Annotated in this window: 14 protein-coding genes and 1 riboswitch; of the genes, 10 read left to right on the top strand and 4 right to left on the bottom strand. The window is 70.1% G+C overall.

The features are described from left to right. Position 1 precedes the first annotated feature (1 nt). The 7 genes from AMYBE_RS0123170 to AMYBE_RS0123140 all read left to right on the top strand — a co-directional run bounded on the left by AMYBE_RS0123170 (position 2) and on the right by AMYBE_RS0123140 (position 9,173). Positions 2–769, top strand: a complete 768-nt coding sequence (locus AMYBE_RS0123170; RefSeq protein ID WP_020661778.1) for a 3-oxoacyl-ACP reductase — start codon at positions 2–4, stop codon at positions 767–769. Between the two features lie 268 nt (positions 770–1,037). Then, positions 1,038–1,141, top strand: a riboswitch (glycine riboswitch). A gap of 43 nt (positions 1,142–1,184) precedes the next feature. Continuing rightward, the gene (gene gcvP / locus AMYBE_RS0123165) at positions 1,185–4,016 is read left to right on the top strand and encodes an aminomethyl-transferring glycine dehydrogenase (RefSeq protein WP_027927919.1); all 2,832 of its coding nucleotides are present in this window, start codon (positions 1,185–1,187) and stop codon (positions 4,014–4,016) included. Positions 4,017–4,021: 5 nt separating this feature from the next. Further along, a complete protein-coding gene (gene gcvT, locus AMYBE_RS0123160; protein WP_020661776.1) occupies positions 4,022–5,113 on the top strand; it encodes a glycine cleavage system aminomethyltransferase GcvT in 1,092 nt (363 codons plus the stop codon). A 14-nt stretch (positions 5,114–5,127) separates the two neighbouring features. Beyond that, on the top strand, positions 5,128–5,505 hold the full coding sequence (gcvH, locus tag AMYBE_RS0123155; protein WP_020661775.1) for a glycine cleavage system protein GcvH: 378 nt from the start codon (positions 5,128–5,130) through the stop codon (positions 5,503–5,505). Further along, a complete protein-coding gene (gene glyA, locus AMYBE_RS0123150) occupies positions 5,505–6,782 on the top strand; it encodes a serine hydroxymethyltransferase (protein ID WP_020661774.1) in 1,278 nt (425 codons plus the stop codon). Before gcvH ends, glyA begins: the two co-directional genes overlap by 1 nt. Then, positions 6,779–7,783 (top strand): lipoyl synthase, encoded by a 1,005-nt coding sequence (lipA, locus tag AMYBE_RS0123145; protein ID WP_020661773.1) that lies wholly within the window; start codon positions 6,779–6,781, stop codon positions 7,781–7,783. Before glyA ends, lipA begins: the two co-directional genes overlap by 4 nt. 16 nt (positions 7,784–7,799) lie before the next feature. Next, positions 7,800–9,173: an L-serine ammonia-lyase gene (locus tag AMYBE_RS0123140; RefSeq protein ID WP_020661772.1), complete on the top strand. Its 1,374-nt coding sequence runs from the start codon at positions 7,800–7,802 to the stop codon at positions 9,171–9,173. 184 nt (positions 9,174–9,357) lie between these two features. Here the strand turns inward: AMYBE_RS0123140 and AMYBE_RS42200 are convergent, their stop codons facing one another. Then, positions 9,358–9,567, bottom strand: coding sequence for a hypothetical protein (locus tag AMYBE_RS42200; protein ID WP_020661771.1), 210 nt, complete (start codon positions 9,565–9,567; stop codon positions 9,358–9,360). Between the two features lie 11 nt (positions 9,568–9,578). Beyond that, on the bottom strand, positions 9,579–10,151 hold the full coding sequence (locus AMYBE_RS0123130; RefSeq protein WP_020661770.1) for a winged helix-turn-helix domain-containing protein: 573 nt from the start codon (positions 10,149–10,151) through the stop codon (positions 9,579–9,581). 70 nt (positions 10,152–10,221) lie between these two features. Here AMYBE_RS0123130 and AMYBE_RS0123125 point away from each other — a divergent pair, with 70 nt between their 5' ends. Next, positions 10,222–10,944, top strand: a complete 723-nt coding sequence (locus tag AMYBE_RS0123125; RefSeq protein ID WP_027927918.1) for a FadR/GntR family transcriptional regulator — start codon at positions 10,222–10,224, stop codon at positions 10,942–10,944. 52 nt (positions 10,945–10,996) lie between these two features. Next, positions 10,997–12,823 carry a transglycosylase domain-containing protein gene (locus AMYBE_RS0123120; RefSeq protein ID WP_020661768.1) on the top strand — a complete coding sequence of 609 codons (1,827 nt, stop codon included), beginning with the start codon at positions 10,997–10,999 and terminating at the stop codon, positions 12,821–12,823. 105 nt (positions 12,824–12,928) lie between these two features. Here AMYBE_RS0123120 and AMYBE_RS0123115 read toward each other — a convergent pair whose 3' ends face one another. After that, positions 12,929–13,729 carry an ABC transporter ATP-binding protein gene (locus tag AMYBE_RS0123115; RefSeq protein ID WP_020661767.1) on the bottom strand — a complete coding sequence of 267 codons (801 nt, stop codon included), beginning with the start codon at positions 13,727–13,729 and terminating at the stop codon, positions 12,929–12,931. A gap of 118 nt (positions 13,730–13,847) precedes the next feature. Here AMYBE_RS0123115 and AMYBE_RS0123110 point away from each other — a divergent pair, with 118 nt between their 5' ends. Further along, positions 13,848–15,176 (top strand): aminotransferase-like domain-containing protein, encoded by a 1,329-nt coding sequence (locus AMYBE_RS0123110; protein ID WP_020661766.1) that lies wholly within the window; start codon positions 13,848–13,850, stop codon positions 15,174–15,176. 218 nt (positions 15,177–15,394) lie between these two features. Here the strand turns inward: AMYBE_RS0123110 and AMYBE_RS0123105 are convergent, their stop codons facing one another. Beyond that, positions 15,395–17,353, bottom strand: a complete 1,959-nt coding sequence (locus tag AMYBE_RS0123105; protein ID WP_020661765.1) for an SDR family oxidoreductase — start codon at positions 17,351–17,353, stop codon at positions 15,395–15,397. Positions 17,354–17,397: the final 44 nt, after the last annotated feature.

Genomic DNA, 17,397 nt, shown 5'->3' with positions numbered 1-17,397 from the left:
GATGGTGCAGCGTTTCGACGGCCGGGTCGCGGTGATCACCGGCGGCGCGAGCGGAATCGGCCTCGCCACTGCCAAGCGGCTGGCGAGCGAGGGCGCGAAGGTAGTGATCGGCGACGTCACGCCGGAGCAGGGCAAAGCCGCCGCGGACGAGGTGGGCGGGCAGTTCGTCCAGGTCGACGTGACCGACGCGGACCAGGTCGAAGCCCTCTTCCAGACGACCGTCGACCAGTTCGGCGCGGTCGACGTCGCGTTCAACAACGCGGGCATCTCGCCGCCGGAGGACGACTCGATCCTCACCACCGGCATCGAAGCCTGGGAGAAGGTACAGCGCGTCAACCTGACCTCGGTTTACCTGTGCTGCAAGGCGGTCCTGCCGCACATGCAGCGCCAGGGCCGCGGTTCGATCGTGAACACCGCGTCGTTCGTGGCGGTGATGGGAGCGGCGACCTCGCAGATTTCCTACACCGCGTCGAAGGGCGGCGTGCTCGCCATGACGCGCGAGCTGGGCGTGCAGTTCGCCCGGGAGAACATCCGGGTCAACGCGCTGTGCCCGGGGCCGGTCAACACCCCGCTGCTGAAGGAGCTGTTCGCGAAGGACCCGGAGCGCGCCGCGCGGCGGCTGGTCCACGTGCCGGTCGGCCGGTTCGCGGAGCCGGAGGAAATCGCGGCCGCCGTCGCCTTCCTCGCGAGCGACGACGCGAGCTTCATCACCGCTTCGCAGTTCCTGGTCGACGGCGGCATCTCCGGTGCCTATGTGACCCCGCTGTGACTGTCCGTGAAGGGCCCCTTGCCGGAATCTAAGTCCGGCAACGGGCCCTTCACGGCTCTCTCCGGAGCGGTGTGGCGTACGTCCGGCGCGCTAGACTGGCGCGTGAAGCGGCAGGTAGAGTGGCCGCCACCACGTGCACAGTCCACAACAGATCCGCCCAACCGAATATCGGGCCGTTCGAGCCGGAGCGGGAGAGTCCCATGAGATCAGTGGGACACCGAAGGAGCAAACTCCCCGGAATCTCTCAGGTAACCGCTACCGCTTTTGGCGAGGCCACTCTGGAAAGAAGGCGCATCCGCGCGCCTCACCCAAGGTGAAAGCCGTGCCGAGCGCGCGGTGAAACTCTCAGGTGCCCATGACAGAGGGGGAGTTCCCAGTGCACCGCCGCGCCCGGTGCCCGTCCCGAGGAGCTCCCATCACCTCCACGTCGTTCGATACCCGCCACATCGGCCCCGGCGAGGCCGAGCGGGCCAAGATGCTCGCCGAATGCGGTTACGGAAGCCTGGACGCCCTCGTCGAAGCGGCGGTCCCGACCGCCATCCGCTCCGCGGGCGATCTCGCTCTTCCCGCCCCCGCCTCGGAAGAAGAGGCCACCGCGGAGCTGCGCGCGCTCGCTGGTCGCAACCGGCCGATGACGCAGATGATCGGCCTCGGCTACTCCGACACCGTCACCCCCGGCGTCATCCGCCGCAATGTGCTGGAGAGCCCGGCCTGGTACACCGCGTATACGCCGTACCAGCCGGAGATCTCGCAGGGCCGGCTCGAAGCGCTGCTGAACTTCCAGACCGCCGTCTCCGACCTCACCGGGCTGGCCATCGCCAACGCGTCGATGCTCGACGAGTCCACCGCGGTCGCCGAGGCGATGACGCTGATGCGCCGGGCCGCGAAGTCGAAGTCGAACGTGGTCGTCCTCGACTCGGAGTGCCTGCCGCAGACGGTCGAGGTCGTGCGGACCCGTGCCGCCGGTCTCGGCATCGACGTGCAGGTGCGCGACCTGCTCACCGGGCTGCCGGACGAGTTCTTCGGCGTCGTCGTGCAGTACCCGGGCGCGTCCGGCGTGCTGCGCGGGCGCGGTTTCTACCACGCGGTTTCCGAGGCCGCGAAGGCCGCGGGCGCGCTGTACACGGTGGCTGCCGACCTGCTGGCGCTCACCCTGATCGCCGCGCCCGGCGAGTTCGGCGCGGATGTCGCTGTCGGCTCCACGCAGCGCTTCGGTGTGCCGCTGGGCTATGGCGGACCGCACGCCGGCTACATGGCGGTGCGCGCCGGTCTCGAGCGCTCGCTGCCGGGCCGTCTCGTCGGTGTGTCGGTGGACGCGGACGGCAACACCGCGTACCGCCTCGCGCTGCAGACGCGCGAGCAGCACATCCGTCGCGAGAAGGCGACCTCCAACATCTGCACCGCGCAGGTGCTTCCCGCGGTGCTCGCATCGATGTACGCGGTTTACCACGGCCCCGAGGGGCTGAAGGCGATCGCGACGCGCGTCCATGAGCTTGCCGCGGGCTTTGCGAACGCGCTGCACGCCGGCGGCGTCGAGGTCGCGCACGAAGCGTTCTTCGACACTGTCGTCGCGAAGGTGCCGGGCCGTGCGGAGGCGATCCACGCGGCGGCGCGCGAGGCGGGCATCAACCTCGGCCACGTCGATGCCGACAACGTGCGCGTCGCAGTTGACGAGGTCACGCGTCCCGACACGCTCGCGAAGGTGCTTCGCGCCTTCGGCGTCGACAGCGAGTGGGAAGCCGCGCAGGCTCTCCCGAACGGTCTCGTCCGCGAGAGCGGCTACCTGACCCACCAGGTGTTCAACTCGCACCGCTCCGAGACCTCGATGCTGCGCTACCTGCGCCGCCTCGCCGACCAGGACTTCGCGCTCGACCGCGGCATGATCCCGCTCGGCTCCTGCACCATGAAGCTCAACGCGACCACCGAAATGGAGCCGATCAGCTGGCGCGAGTTCGCGGGCATCCACCCGTTCGCGCCGGCCGAAGACGCCGAGGGCTACCACGAGCTGGTCCGCCAGCTGTCCGGCTGGCTGTCCGAGGTCACCGGCTACGACCAGGTGTCGCTGCAGCCGAACGCGGGCAGCCAGGGCGAGCTGGCCGGGCTGCTGGCCATCCGCGCCTACCACCGGGCGAACGGCCAGCCCGAGCGCGACGTCTGCCTGATCCCGTCCTCGGCGCACGGCACCAACGCCGCGTCCGCGGTGCTCGCCGGAATGCGCGTCGTCGTGGTCAAGTGCACCAACGAGGGCAACGTCGACCTCGAAGACCTGCAGTCCAAAGTGGACGAGCACAGTGCCGACCTGGCCGCGATCATGGTCACCTACCCGTCCACGCACGGCGTCTACGAGCACGGCATCGAGCGGCTCGCCAAGATCGTGCACGACGGCGGCGGCCAGGTGTACGTGGACGGCGCGAACCTCAACGCGCTGCTGGGCCTGGCGAAGCCGGGCGAGTTCGGCGGCGACGTGTCGCACCTGAACCTGCACAAGACGTTCTGCATCCCGCACGGCGGCGGCGGACCGGGTGTCGGCCCGGTCGCGGTCCGCGAGCACCTCGCGCCCTACCTGCCGAACCACCCGCTGCTGGCGCAGGCCGGTCCGGAGTCCGGAGTCGGCCCGATCAGCGGCGCGCCGTACGGCTCGGCCTCGATCCTGCCGATCTCCTGGGCGTACGTGCGGATGATGGGCGCGCCGGGGCTCACCGAGGCCACCAAGGTCGCGGTGCTGGCCGCCAACTACATCGCCGCCCGGCTGGCGCCGCACTACCCGGTGCTCTACACCGGACAGGACGGCCTGGTCGCCCACGAGTGCATCCTCGACCTGCGTGGCATCACCAAGGAAACCGGCGTGACCGTCGACGACGTCGCGAAGCGGCTCATCGACTACGGCTTCCACGCGCCGACCATGTCCTTCCCGGTCGCCGGCACGCTCATGGTCGAGCCCACCGAGAGCGAGGACCTGGCCGAGATCGACCGGTTCTGCGAGGCGATGATCGCCATCCGGCACGAGATCGACGAGGTCGCCGCCGGCCGCTGGACCGCCGAGACCAGCCCGCTGCGCGGCGCGCCGCACACCGCGTCGTCGGTCATCGGCGAGTGGACCGCGGACTACGACCGCGAGCTCGCGGCGTACCCGGTCGGCGTGGCGCGCAAGACCAAGTACTGGCCGCCCGTGCGGCGCATCGACGGGGCGCGCGGCGACCGCAACCTCGTCTGCTCCTGCCCGCCCCTCGACTCCTACGAAGGCTGAGCCCCGTGTCCAAGGAAACCTCTCTGCACGAAGTCCACCGGGGCCTCGGCGCGCTGTTCACCGACTTCGCGGGCTGGTCGATGCCGGTGCGCTACGCCAGCGAACTGGCCGAGCACAAGGCGGTCCGCGAGGCGGCCGGGCTGTTCGACCTGTCGCACATGGCCGAGATCCACGTGGTCGGCCCGCAGGCCGCCGACGTGCTCGACTACGCGCTGGTCGGCAACCTGACCGGCGTGAAGCCGGGCCGGGCCCGGTACACGATGATCTGCGACGCCGACGGCGGCGTGCTGGACGACCTGGTCGTCTACCGGCTCGCCGACCAGGAGTACCTCGTGGTGGCCAACGCCGGCAACGCCGACGTGGTCGCGGACGCGCTGGCCGAGCGGGTCGCCGGGTTCGACGCGGTGGTGGAGAACCGGTCGGCGGACACCGCGCTGATCGCGGTGCAGGGCCCGAACGCGGTCGCGGTGCTCGGCGCGGTCACCGATGCCGACCTCGGCGCGCTCAAGTACTACGCGAGCGTCCCGGCGGTCGTGAAGGGGCACGACGTGCTGCTGGCCCGCACCGGCTACACCGGGGAGGACGGCTTCGAACTGTTCGTGCCGGCCGCCGAAGCCCCGGCGCTGTGGCAGCTGCTGACCGAGGCCGGCCAGGAGCACGGCCTGGTCCCGTGCGGGCTCGCCTGCCGCGACACGCTGCGGCTGGAAGCCGGAATGCCGTTGTACGGCAACGAACTCACTCGCGAGCTGAACCCGTTCGCGGCTGGTCTCGGCCGGGTCGTGAAGTTCGAGAAGCCGGGCGACTTCGTGGGCCGCGCGTCTCTGGCGGAGCTTGCCAAAGCCGACGTCCCGCGGGTGCGGGTCGGCCTGCGCGGCACCGGCCGCCGCGCCCCGCGGCACGGGTACGCCGTGCTCGCCGGGGATGCCACTATCGGGGAGATCACCAGCGGCGCGCTGTCGCCGACGCTGGGCTACCCGATCGCCATGGCGTATGTAGACCGGGAGCACGCCGAGCCCGGCACCGCGCTGTCCGTCGACATCCGGGGCCGTGTCGAGCCGGTCGAGGTCGTCGCCCTGCCCTTCTACTCCCGAGCCTGAAAAGAGCCAGAACTGTGAGCATCCCCCAGAACCTGTCCTACACCAAGGAACACGAGTGGCTGTCGGTGGAGGACGGCGTCGCGACGGTGGGCATCACCGCGTTCGCGGCCGGCTCGCTCGGCGACATCGTGTTCGTGCAGCTGCCCGGAGTCGGCGACACGGTCACCGCGGGCGAGGTCTTCGGCGAGGTCGAGTCGACCAAATCGGTCAGCGAGCTGTACTCGCCGGTGAGCGGCGAGGTGGTGGCGGTGAACGAGACCACATCGGACACCCCCGAGGTCATCAACTCGGACCCGTACACCGAAGGATGGCTGCTGAAGGTGCGGCTCACGGGCGACGTCCCGGAGCTGCTCGACGCCTCCGCGTACGCCGAGCTGACCCAGGAGAACTGATGACCTCCCCGTTCGACGCCCACCTGTCCGAGATCGATCCCGAGGTCGCCGCGGCGGTCGCCGCGGAGCTGCACCGCCAGCAGTCGACCCTGGAGATGATCGCCTCGGAGAACTTCGCGCCGGTCGGCGTGCTCGAGGCGCAGGGCTCGGTGCTGACCAACAAGTACGCCGAGGGCTACCCGGGCCGCCGCTACTACGGCGGCTGCGAGCACGTCGACGTGGTCGAGCAGCTCGCGATCGACCGGGCCAAGGCGTTGTTCGGCGCGGAGCACGCGAACGTGCAGCCGCACTCGGGCGCGCAGGCCAACGCGGCGGCGATGTTCGCGGTGCTGAAGCCGGGCGACACCATCCTCGGCCTCGACCTGGCGCACGGCGGCCACCTGACGCACGGGATGAAGATCAACTTCTCCGGCAAGCTGTACAACGTGGTCGCCTACCACGTCGACAAGGAGACCGGGATCGTCGACGTCGCCGAGATCGAGCGGCTGGCGGTCGAGCACAAGCCGAAGCTGATCGTGGCCGGCTGGTCGGCCTACCCGCGTCAGCTGGACTTCGCCGAGTTCCGCCGGATCGCCGACCTGGTCGACGCCAAGCTGATGGTCGACATGGCGCACTTCGCCGGCCTGGTGGCCGCCGGACTGCACCCGTCGCCGGTTCCGCACGCCGACATCGTCACCACCACCACGCACAAAACCCTGGGCGGCCCGCGCGGCGGCTTGATCCTGTGCCGCGAGGAGCTGGCGAAGAAGATCAACTCGGCGGTGTTCCCCGGGCAGCAGGGCGGTCCGCTGGAGCACGTCATCGCGGCCAAGGCGGTGGCGCTGAAGATCGCCGCCACCGACGGGTTCCGCGAGCGCCAGGAGCGCACGCTGCAGGGCGCGAAGATCCTCGCCGACCGGCTGTCGCGCACCGACTGCGCCGAGGCGGGCGTCCGCGTCCTCACCGGCGGCACCGACGTGCACCTGGTGCTGGTCGACCTGGTCAACTCGGAGCTGAACGGCCAGCAGGCGGAAGACCGGCTGCACGAGGTCGGCATCACCGTGAACCGCAACGCGGTGCCGTTCGACCCGCGCCCGCCGATGGTCACCTCCGGCCTGCGGATCGGCACCCCGGCGCTGGCCACCCGCGGCTTCGGCGCCGAAGACTTCACCGAGGTCGCCGACATCATCGCCGAGACGCTCAAGCCGGACTTCGACGAGGCGGCCCAGCAGGCGCTGCGCGCCCGCGTCGAGCTGCTCGCCAAGAAGCACCCGCTGTACGCGGAGCTCGGCCGATGAGCGCGCAGCCCGAAGGCCGCAAACTGCTTCGGCTTGAGGTCCGCAACAGTGAGACGCCGATTGAGAAGAAGCCGTCGTGGATCAAGACCAAGGTGCGGATGGGTCCGGAGTTCACTGAGCTGAAGGGTTTGGTGAGGCGGGAGGGTCTGCACACGGTTTGCGAGGAGGCGGGGTGTCCCAACATTTACGAGTGTTGGGAGGATCGGGAAGCGACGTTCTTGATCGGTGGGGATCAGTGCACGCGGCGGTGTGATTTCTGTCAGATCGATACGGGCAAGCCTGCTGCGTTGGACCGTAGTGAGCCGCGGAAGGTCGCGGAGTCGGTGCAGGCGATGGGGTTGCGGTATTCGACGGTCACCGGGGTGGCTCGGGACGACCTGGCTGATGGGGGTGCGTGGCTGTATGCGGAGACGGTGCGGCAGATTCACGCGTTGAACCCGGGCACGGGTGTGGAGTTGTTGATTCCGGACTTCAATGCGGAGCCGGGTCAGCTGGCGGAGGTGTTCGGGTCGCGGCCGGAGGTGCTGGCGCACAACGTGGAGACGGTGCCGCGGATTTTCAAGCGGATCCGGCCGGGTTTCCGGTACGCGCGGTCGCTGGAGGTGATCACGCAGGCTCGTGCGGCGGGGCTGGTGACGAAGTCGAACCTGATTCTGGGGATGGGCGAGACTCCGGACGAGGTCGCTGTCGCGTTGCGGGAGTTGTTTGACGCGGGGTGCGAGATCATCACGATCACCCAGTACCTGCGGCCGTCGCCGCGGCATCATCCGGTGGACCGGTGGGTGAAGCCGGAGGAGTTCGTGGAGCACGCGCGGACTGCGGAGGGGATCGGGTTCCCGGGTGTGATGGCGGGTCCGTTGGTGCGGTCGTCGTATCGGGCGGGCCGGCTCTACGCCCAGACGAAGGCGCACCGGGGCGAGGAACTCCCGGAAAACCTGGCCCACCTCACCGCCGAAGGACCAGCAGCACAAGAAGCCAGCAGCGTGCTGGCGAGACACTAAGAGAAGGGGCGGATCAATGGCGATCAGCGTCTTCGACCTGTTTTCGATCGGCATCGGGCCGTCCAGTTCGCACACGGTCGGCCCGATGCGGGCGGCCAAGACCTTTGTGGACGGCCTCGTCGAGGACAGCGAGCTGAGCCAGGTCGCGCGGGTGGAAGCTGAGCTGTTCGGCTCCCTCGGCGCGACCGGCTTCGGCCACGGCAGCGACAAAGCGGTGCTGCTCGGGCTTTCCGGCGAGCGGCCGGAGGACGTCGACACCGACACGGTGGCTGCCAAGGTCGCGGCGATCCGGGAGTCCGGGCGGCTCTCCGTCGGCGGCACGCACGAGGTGGCCTTCGCCGAGGATGCCGACCTGACCATGCACCGGCGCAAATCGCTGCCCGCGCACCCGAACGGCATGGTGTTCCGCGCGTTCAGCGAGAACGGCGCTCTGCTGCGGGAACGCACGTACTACTCGGTGGGCGGCGGTTTCGTGCGCGACGAGTCGTACGAGACCGACACCGTGTTCGTGGAGGATTCCACACCGGTGCCGTACCCGTTCCGCACCGGCGCGGACCTGCTGAAGCACTGCTCGGACACTGGCCTGCCGATCAGCGAAATCATGCTGCAGAACGAACTTTCCTGGCGCAGCGAGGAAGAAGTTCGAGACGGCCTGCTCGGCATCTGGCAGGTGATGGCCGAATGCGTACGCAACGGCTACACGCACGAAGGTGTGCTGCCCGGCGGGCTGAAGGTGCCGCGGCGAGCGAAGTCGCTGCACGACAAGCTGCTCGCTGAAGACGGCGCGGACGATCCGTTGTACGCGATGGACTGGGTGAGCCTGTACGCGCTCGCCGTCAACGAGGAGAACGCCGCGGGCGGGCGCGTTGTCACCGCTCCGACGAACGGCGCGGCCGGGATCATTCCCGCGGTGCTGCACTACTACCAGCGGTTCGTGCGCGACGCGTCCGACGACGGCATCGTCACGTTCTTGCTGACCGCGGGCGCGATCGGCTCGATCCTCAAGCAGACCGGGTCGATCTCCGGCGCCGAGGTCGGCTGCCAGGGCGAGGTCGGCTCGGCGTCGGCGATGGCCGCGGCCGGCCTGACCGAGGTGCAGGGCGGCACGCCGGCGCAGGTGGAGAACGCCGCCGAGATCGGCGTCGAACACCACCTGGGCCTCACTTGCGACCCGGTCGGCGGCCTGGTGCAGATCCCGTGCATCGAACGCAACGCGGTGGGCGCGTCGAAGGCCATCCACGCGTCCCGGATGGCGTTGCGCGGCGACGGCAGCCACGTGGTGACGCTGGACAAGGCGATCAAGACGATGCGCGAGACCGGTGCGGACATGTCCGTGAAATACAAGGAGACCGCTCGCGGCGGGCTCGCCGTGAACGTCATCGAGTGCTGACTTCCCGTCCGTGAGGGGCCCCTTGCGGGACTTGGATTCCGTGAGGGGCCCCTTCAGGGACTTCGGCGTGCGTGAGGGGAACCTTGAGGGACTTGGGTTCCGTGAGGGGCCCCTTCAGGGACTTCGGCGTGCGTGAGGGGAACCTTCAGGGACTTCGGCGCGCGTGAGGGGAACATTCAGGGACTTAGATTCCCTGAAGGGGCCCTTCACGGAATCTCGGGGCCGGGGCCGGGGCCGGGGCTGGGGGAGCGGCCAGGCGCAGGCCCAGTTCCATCAGCCACCAGCCGAGTCGCTGCCGGGCCGGGGAGGTGCGGACCGGGCGCAGCTGCGGGCGGGCGGCGGCGCGCAGTTCGGCCTGGCGGGCAGCGACGTACTCGATCATGAAGTCTTTCATCAGGATTCCCCCTAGGTGGTTTCGTCGGCCGAACGCGGGAACGCCGCCCAATGCGCGATGACGGTTTCGTCGCCGGGGGCGGCGGGACGGCGGTAGCGGTCGACGACTGCTTCGATCTCTTCGACCATCTGCCGGGTTTCGCCGGGCGTGAGTTCCAGTGCGGCGCGGCCCAACGTCGAGCTGTCGCGCCATTCCTTCGTCCAGCGCGGAAGATCCGCGACGGCCTGTGCTTGCTCGCGGTAATTCTGGTCGAGGTAGTGGTGCATGTAGGCCAGCATCGTTCCGGCCGTACGCGGGTCGTCGAGGAAGTCCTCCGGTTCCATCCGCGTCGAATCCTGCGCGGCCTTCCACCAGCGTTCGCGCTTCGACCCGCGCCCGGGGTCCTCCTCGACCAGGCCGGCGTCCGCCAGCTGGCGCAGATGCCACGACGTGGTCCCGGAGCTTTCGCCGACCCGCTTGCCGAGCCCGGTCGCGGTGGCCGGGCCCTCGACGGTCAGCAGGTCCAGCAGCTCCATCCGCAGCGGGTGGGCCAGCGCGCGCAAGGTGCGCGGGTCGAGCTGCCGGGTGCGGCGTTCAAGGGCCATGGCCTCACTCTAGACCGCAGAGGATCCTTTGCAAATACTTCTCTGCAATAAGACCGCCTAGACTCGGACCGTGGAATCGACCTCGGTGGTGAGCGCGAACGAGGCGCTGTTCCGGCCGGTGAGGGCCGGGAACGCCTTCGAGGAGACCGTTGAGCGGCTGTTGCAGGCGATCCGGCTCGGGGTGGTCGGGGCGGGTGACCGGCTGCCGTCCGAGCGGGAGCTGGCCGAACGGCTCGGGGTGAGCCGGGTGACCCTGCGCGAGGCGATCCGCGCGCTGGCCGACGCGGGTTACGTGGAATCCCGGCGCGGCCGCTACGGCGGCACGTTCGTGAACGAGCAGCTGCCGGCCCCGGCCGAACGCACGGTCGGGGAGATCGACGCGGCCGGCCTGGAAGACGCGTTCTGCCTGCGGCAGGTGCTGGAGACCGGAGCGGCCGAGGCGGCCGCCGCGCGCACGCTCAGCCCGGCCGATCGCCAGCACCTCACCAGCACCCTGGCCGAAGCCGCGACCGCCGACCTCGCCGACTACCGGCGCAAGGACTCCCGGCTGCACCTGGCGATCGCCGAGGTCACCGGGTCCGCGTCGCTGACCGGCGCGCTCGCCGACGCGCGGACCCGGATCAACCAGCTGCTCGACCGGATCCCGCTGCTGGAGCCCAACCTGGAGCACTCGAACGCCCAGCACGCGGCGATCGTGGACGCGATCCTGGCCGGCGACCCGGCGGCCGCGCGGCACGCGATGGCCGAGCACATCGAAGGAACCGCGTCACTGCTGCGCGCCTTCCTCTCGTGATCAATTCACCGGATCGGCAGAACCTTGTCGCCCGTTCACCCGTCCACCATAAGTGGAGTCAGACTCGGAGAGTGACCAAACCGCTGTCGTCCGGCCGGGCAAGTGGCGGCGGATTCGCCGGATCGCGTACTGCGCGACCGGCCTGGCCGTCGGCGTGCCGCTGATCGCGTTCTGGATCGCCTATCTGCTGCTGGACGTGCGCAGCCCGCAGGACGTGCTCGCCTCGCTGGACAAGACCGTCGTGCTGAAGTACGCGGACGGCAGCGACCTGCTGCGCATCGTGCCCGCGGGCGGCGACCGCCGGTTCGTGCCGTTCGACCAGGTGCCGGCGAAGCTGCGGGACGCGATCGTCGCCACCGAGGACCCGACCTTCTGGGACAACGCCGGCTTCGACCCGACCGGGATCGGCCGGGCGTTCCTGACCGGCGTCGGCGGCGGGTCCGGCATCACCCAGCAGTACATCAAGAAGTCGACCGGCGACGAGGACTCGACGCTGTCGCGCAAAATGCAGGAGCTCGTGCTCGCCACGAAGATCACCCAGCAGCAGAGCAAAGAGCAGATCTTCGAAAGCTACGTCAACATCATCTCCTTCGGCCGCAACACCTTCGGCCCGGCCGCGGCGATGAACGCGTTCTTCGGCCGCCCGCTCGACGACAGCATCACCTGGAGCGAGGCAGCGTTCCTCGCCGGGATGATCCAGTCGCCGTCGGTGCACGACCCCGCGGTGTCCGGCGACGAGCACGCCGCGAAGCGCTGGCGGTACGTACGCGACAAGCTGGTGGAGCGCGGCTATCTCAAGAACGCCGACGGCATGGCGTACCCGGGCGCGGAGATCAAGCCGCCCGCCGAGACCCGGGTCAGCGTGAACTACGACCAGTATCACCTCAAGCAGCAGGCGCTCGCCGAGCTGGAGGAGGCCGGGTTCCCGCTTTCCCGGTTGCAGCAAGGGAACCTGACCGTTCAGACCACTTTGGACCCGAAGTTGCAGGCCGCCGCGCACGCGTCGCTGGACGACCGGCTCAAAGCCGCACCGGCCGAGTTTCGCGGCGCGCTGGTGGCGATTGACCCGGCGAGCGGGGCGGTGCGGGCCTACGACGGCGGCAACAACGGCGTCCGCGACTACGCCGGGACCGGGCACCCGCTCGGCTCCGCGTTCCACCCGTTCACCGCCGCGGCCGGGCTGGCGTCCGGGATGCGGCTGACCGACCGGCTCGATGAACCGGCGCGGATCGAGTATCTGGGCGAGAAGTTCGAGTACCCGGCGAAGTGCCCGCAGCCGTGCACCGTCCGCAGCGCGCTGGCTTCGGGAGCGACCACTCCGTTCATTTCGCTGGCGAGGAAGGTCGGCGTCGACGCGGTGAGCGCTGCCGCCCGTTCGGCCGGGATCCCGGACGAGGTCGACAGCACGCCGACAATGCGGGAAAAGGACGGCGTCACCATCGGCTCCGGCATCGTGGTCGGCCGGTATCCGCTGCGGCCGCTCGATGTCGCCAGCGCGTATGCGACCTTCGCCGCGGACGGGCGGCACGCGCCGGCGCATCTGGTCGACAAGGTGCTGGACCAGTCCGGGAAAGTCGTGTGGCAGTACGAGAAAGAGCCGACCGCGACCGTCGCGCCCGAGGTGGCACGGGACGTCACCGAGGCGCTGCGCACGACGCTGCCGGACGGCGGCTCGGCCGCGTTGCGGACCGGTGAGTCCGAGCGCGGGAACTCTCAGGACAACCAGGACGCGTGGGCGGTCGGCTACACGGAGAAGCTGGCGGCCTCGGTGTGGATCGGCACGGACGACGACCGGAAGCTGGTCGACGGTGACGGGACGAAGGTGACGGGCTCGGGCTTGCCCGCTGAGATATGGCGGTCGTTCCTGGTGCAGCGGTGAGGGCGGCGCGTGCGCACGTCAGGCGAAGGCCGGTCGCGGCCGGGCCTCGGCGGCTGCTGGGAAAGCGCCGCCGACGCGCCGGCCAATCCACCGCGGCAGCCCTGTTCACGCGGCTCGGCGGCTGACCTTCGGGATCACCATCGGGCTCCCGCTCTCCGGGCACTCCATCACCCGGCAGGGCAACTCGAAGATCCGCTCCACGTTCTCCGCCGTCACCACCTCTTCCGGCGTCCCGGTCGCCAGCACCTTCCCGTCGCGCATCGCGATCAGGTGGGTCGCGTACCTGGCCGCGTGGTTCAGGTCGTGCAGCACCGCGACGAGCGTGCGGCCCTGCTCGCTGTGCAGCGTCGCGCACAGGTCGAGCAGGTCGAGTTGGTGCGCGATGTCCAGGTACGTCGTCGGCTCGTCGAGAAGCAGCAAGTCGGTCTGCTGGGCCAGCGCCATCGCCATCCAGACGCGCTGCCGCTGCCCGCCGGACAGTTCGTCGACCAGTCGCTCGGCCAGGTCGTCGACGCCGGTCGCGCGCATCGAGCCGGCGACGACCGTCGCGTCCTCGCGGGACCATTGGCGCAGCAGTTTCTGATGCGGGTAGCGGCCGCGCGCGACGAGGTCGGCCACCGTGATCCCGTCCGGTGCGATCGAGCTCTGCGGCAGCAGCCCGAGCCGGCGCGCGACCTCCTTCGCGCCGTAGCTGGAGATCACCTCGCCGTCCAGGTAGACCGCGCCCGTGCGAGGCTTCAGCATCCGGGCGAGCGCGCGCAGCAGAGTCGTCTTGCCGCAGGCGTTCGGGCCGACGATCACCGTGAACGACTGGTCCGGGATGACCACGCCGAGCCGCTCGGCGACGGTCCGGCCGTCGTAGGCCAGAGTGAGGTCTTCGGCGTGCAGCCGCGTCGTCTGTACCACGTAGGTAAGGCTAACCTAGTGACGCCCGTTCGGGGAGTTCCCTGGGCCGCTGAAGCCCAAGGCGACCGGCTGGTGCCATGATGCGTCCGGGCGGATCCCGGGGCAGAGCGAGGGTGCGATGGACGACTACCGCGTCGTCGCGGACGAACTCGCCGCCGACATCGAGGCCGGGCGGCTGCGTCCGGGCGACCGGCTGCCCCCGCAACGCCGGTTCGCGCGCGAGCGCGGCATCGCCGGTTCCACGGCGGCGCGGGTGTACGGCGAACTCGTCCGGCGCGGCCTCGCGGTCGGCGAAGTGGGCCGGGGCACGTTCGTGCGCGCGGCCCGGCCGGGGCCGGAACCGGCATTGTCCGAGCCCGGCGACGCGCGGATCGACCTGGAACTGAACTTCGCCGTATTGCCGAGTCAGTCGCCGAAACTCGCGCGGGCGCTGGAACCGGTGCTGCGCGCGGACGTCTTCACCGATGCTCTGCACCCCCTCGGCGCGGCCGCCACGAAGCAGGTCCGCGAGGCGGCGGTCGCGATGCTCTCGCGCGGATCCTGGGCACCGGACCCGGAATCGGTCCTCGTCGCCGGCAACGGACGGCAAGGCATCGCCGCCGCGCTGTCCGCGTTCGTCCCGACCGGCGAGCGGCTCGCGGTGGAATCGTTGACCTACCCCGTGGTCAAGGCCGCCGCGACCCGGCTCGGCATCGAACTGGTCCCGATCGAGACCGACTCGCACGGCCTGGTCCCCGCCGCGCTGGCGGCTGCCGCTCCGGTGCGGGCGCTGTACGTCCAGCCGACCTTGCACAACCCGCTCGGCATCACGATGCCGCCCGCGCGCCGGGCGGAACTGGCCGAGGTCGTCCGACGGCTGGACCTGCCGGTGGTCGAAGACGGGATCTACACGTTCCTCCGCCCGGACACCGAGCCGCTGGCCTCGCTGATGCCGGAGCGGACGGTTTTCGTGGACAGCCTGTCGAAGCGGGTCGCGCCGGGGCTGACGGCCGGGTTCCTGGTGGTGCCGCCGGCTTGGCTGCCGCGCCTGGCCAGCGCGATCCGCTCCGGTGGGTGGACCGCGTCGAGGTTTTCGGCGGAAGCGGCGCGCCGTTGGATCACCGGCGGGGTGCTGGCTGAGGTGGAAGCCGCGAAACGAGCGGACGCGGCGGTCCGCGCCGAGATCGTCGCGGACCGGCTGGCGGGGTTCCGGGTGCGCGGCGACGCGGCCGCGTACCACCGGTGGTGGGAGCTGCCGGAGCAGTGGCGAGCGGAAACGTTCGTCGCGGCGGCGGCCCGGCGGGGGATCGCGTTGTCTCCGGCGGCGGCGTTCTCGGTGGTGCCGGGGCATGCGCCGAACGCGGTGCGGATCGCGGTGTCCGCGCCGGCGCAGGAGACGTTGGGGAGTGCGTTGCAGGTGCTGGCCGCGTTGGCCGCCGGGTCACCGGAGGACGCGTTGGCGGAGTGAGCGTCGTTGGTGGCCGTGAAGGTCGTTGGTGGCCGTGAAGGGAACATTGAGGGACTCAGAGTCCCTCAATGTTCCCTTCACGGCCAGAGGTGGCGGCGGACAGCGGCTGGGCAGAGCGGCTGGGCAGCGGTCTGTGAAGGGGCCCTTCACGGAATCCAAGTCCCTCAAGGGGCCCTTCACGGACCGTGGGCGAGGTGAGGCGACGGGTGCTGGCTGCCTCAGGCCCGCCGTCGCCAAACCAATCGCGTCAGGGTCCCCGCCACCGCCGCCGCAGCGGGTTGCCGCGGACGCTTCCGGGCTTCCGGCGCGGATTCCGGCATCACCCGGTACACCAGATGTGCCGCGAACCGCGCCAAGCCCGGCATCGCCAGCGCGCTCAGCTCTGCCGCTCGTCCCTCGGGCAGGCTGAGCACCTGCGGCCGCTGTTCGATCGCCTTCACCACGAGCGCCGCCGCGCGTTCCGGCGAGCTGGCTGGCATTCCGCGGTACGAACCGGTCGGCGCGATCATGTCGGTGCGCACCAATGGCATGCGGACCGACGAGAACGTCACGCCGTCCGACAGCGTCTCGCGGCCGGCCGTCAGGCCGAACTCCTCAAGCGCCGCTTTCGAAGCCAGGTAAGCGGAAAACCGCGGAGTGTCGGTCTGCAGACCCTGCGTCGTCACGTTCACGACGTGCCCGAACCGCCGCTCGGTCATCGATGGCAGCAGCCCCAGGATCAACCGCACCGGGCCGAAGTAGTTGATGGCCATGGTGCGTTCGTAGTCGTGGAACCGTTCGGTGGACAGCTGCACCGAACGGCGAATGGACCGGCCTGCGTTGTTCACCAGTATGTCGACCGCGCCGTGGTCCGCGAGGACTGCCTTGACGAGCGCGTCGACCGCGTCGCCGTCCGTCAGGTCGCACGGGTACGCCGCTGCATCGCCTCCTGCCGCGGCGATCTCGCTACGCACCTCTTCGAGTTCTTCGGCGCGACGCGCGACGAGAAGTACCTTCGCGCCGCGTCGTGCTACAGCGAGTGCGCTAGCTCGGCCAATGCCCGAAGACGCACCAGTCACCAGCACGATGCGTCCGTTGAGTCCCGGGCGGCGAGCGTGGTCCGGGTCGAGGTGCGCGCGCCAGTAGCGGTACAGCGGTTCGGCGTAGTTGGGAAGCTCGGCAAGGTGCACACCGCTGCCGTACAGCTCCGAAGTGGTGCGCGCAGTATCGAACTCCACCTCTGCGTTCAGGTGGGGGAGTACTTCGAGCGGAACGCCCAGCTCAGTCAACACCGCAGCGCGCGTCGCACGTCCAGTTGGGACACGGTCGACCACGGCTGCGAGACGGGATGCTGTCGCGCGAAGTAGTCCGGACGGCACTGTCGTGCGTACCCGAGGCGCGCCCGCGACGCGCGCGAAGGCGTTGTAGACCTCGTGCAGCTTCTGCGGTCGCGGCGAAGCGAGATGATAGGTGCTGCCTGAAGGCGCGTCGCGGTGCATGAGGTACTCCATCGCGGCGACCACATAGTCCACCGGCACGAGGTTCGTGGCACCGAGGTCGGGCGCGAGGAGCGGCAGCTGCCGGGGCAGCGCGGCGAGCCGGGAAATCGCCGGCAGGAAGTAATACGGGCCGTCGACCTTGTCCATTTCGCCGGTGCGCGAATCGCCGACGACGGCCGAGGGCCGGTAGACGCGGAACGGCAGGCCGGCGGCGCGGACCAGCTTCTCCGCTTCGAACTTCGTCGCGTGGTAGGGAGAACTGAACGACTGGCCGAGGTCGAAGTCCGCCTCGGTGAACCGGCCGGCGTGGTCGCCCGCGACCGCGATCGACGAGACATGGTGCACCAGCCCGGCACCGGCGGCGGCGGCGAAGGCGAGCACGTTGCGGGTGCCTTCGACGTTCGCGGACCGGTTCGCCGCCTCGTCGGCGGTCAAGTCGTAGACCGCGCCGAGGTGCACGACGTGGTCGACCCCGTCGTAGCCGGCCGGGTCGAGGCCGAGCAGGGGCTCGGTGAGGTCGCCGACGGCGGGGACCAGGCGGTCTGAGTTCGGCCAGTCCCGCGCGAGCGCGGCGAGCCGCTCGCGCGAAGTGTTGCGGACGAGTACGTGGACTGCGGCGGTGTCCCGCCGCGCGAGCAACCGGGCGACCAGGCGCTTCCCGAGGAAGCCCGTAGCGCCCGTGACGAAATAGGTGGTCATGGCCGGCACCTTTCGGGGTCTGCGGGCGCCGACTCTACCTACTC

Source organism: Amycolatopsis benzoatilytica AK 16/65, from assembly GCF_000383915.1.
Lineage (GTDB): Bacteria > Actinomycetota > Actinomycetes > Mycobacteriales > Pseudonocardiaceae > Amycolatopsis > Amycolatopsis benzoatilytica.
Note: the sequence above shows the minus strand (reverse complement) of the source record. Positions and strands in the feature narration are given on the sequence as shown.